The sequence below is a fragment of the Sphingobium sp. 3R8 genome (assembly GCF_020166615.1).
Classification (GTDB): domain Bacteria; phylum Pseudomonadota; class Alphaproteobacteria; order Sphingomonadales; family Sphingomonadaceae; genus Sphingobium; species Sphingobium bisphenolicum.
This window is the reverse complement of the sequence record NZ_JAIQXR010000062.1, coordinates 1-1,048: the sequence shown is the minus strand read 5'-3', so window position 1 is coordinate 1,048 and position 1,048 is coordinate 1. Positions and strand designations below refer to the sequence as shown.

Genomic DNA, 1,048 nt, shown 5'->3' with positions numbered 1-1,048 from the left:
TAGAGTTTGATGACATTATGTTGCGCCATACCCGGCGTTGCGAAGGTAGTTTCGGCATTCGTTGGGGCTGAAGGCATCGAGTAGAGTTCCGATGCGGCGCCATGTTGCCTCATGGGATCGCTCTGCGGCTTTGCGCATGAGATGCTTGAGCTTGGCGAAGACCTGCTCGATCGGATTGAGGTCTGGGCTATAAGGCGGCAGGAACAGTAGCTTGGCCCCGACACTGCGGATCGCCTTGCGGATCGCGGGTCGCTTGTGGCTGCTCAGATTGTCCATGATGACGATGTCGCCGGGCGATAGCGTGGGCAGCAGGAACTGTTCGACATAGTCGGTGAAGCTCTGGCCGTTGATCGGCTGATCGAGCACGCACGGGGCATCGATCCGGTCGCAGCGGAGCGCTGCAAGGAAGGTCATCGTGCGCCAATGCCCATAGGGCACCTTGGCATGGAGCCGCTGACCGACCGGCGCCCAGCCACGCAGCGGCGCCATGTTGGTCTTCGCCCAGGTCTCGTCGATGAAGACAAGACGCGCCGGATCAAGCCGGCCCTGATACTTCTTCCATTGTTCGCGTCGCCGGGCGATCGCTGCTCGAAGCTGCTCTGCGGGCAGTACGCTTTTTTTTGAAGCTCAACCCTTCGGTATGAACGAAGCGCCAGACCTGAACGTAATCGACCTTTACCCCGCGCTCGGCCAGTTCGATCACCAAGCCGCGCAATGTGAAGTCCGTAGCGGTGCGCTCCAGTAACCAGTCGCGGTTAGTGCCAGACAATATGTTGGGCTTGTGCCCGCCCATTCGGCCCGGCGCTGCGCTGCCCTTCTCGCGCTTCAGTCGTACCCAGTTGATCGCCGTACTGGGCGCCACACCAAAGCGGGCGGCCGCAGAGTGGCAGGACAGCCCGCCTTCAACCGAAGCTATAACACGCTCGCGCAAATCCATCGAATAGGGCTTCGCCATCCTTGCTGGCCTCCACAACCCAGCAAGCATCTTGAATCAGAAAGTCGCCCGAAAGGGAATCCTCCGATTCAAGCCAATGTCATCGCGCTCTAG

1 protein-coding gene is annotated in these 1,048 nt (G+C 60.0%); it reads right to left on the bottom strand.

Annotated features, from left to right (window positions below; all coding sequences use genetic code 11):
* Nucleotides 1-15: 15 nt before the first annotated feature.
* Nucleotides 16-955 (bottom strand): IS630 family transposase gene (locus K9B33_RS22900; protein WP_224551419.1). Its coding sequence is split into 2 segments (ribosomal slippage): nucleotides 16-621 and nucleotides 623-955, totalling 939 coding nucleotides; the frame shifts between segments, so codons are not numbered across the junction.
* Between the last annotated feature and the right edge of the window lie 93 nt (nucleotides 956-1,048).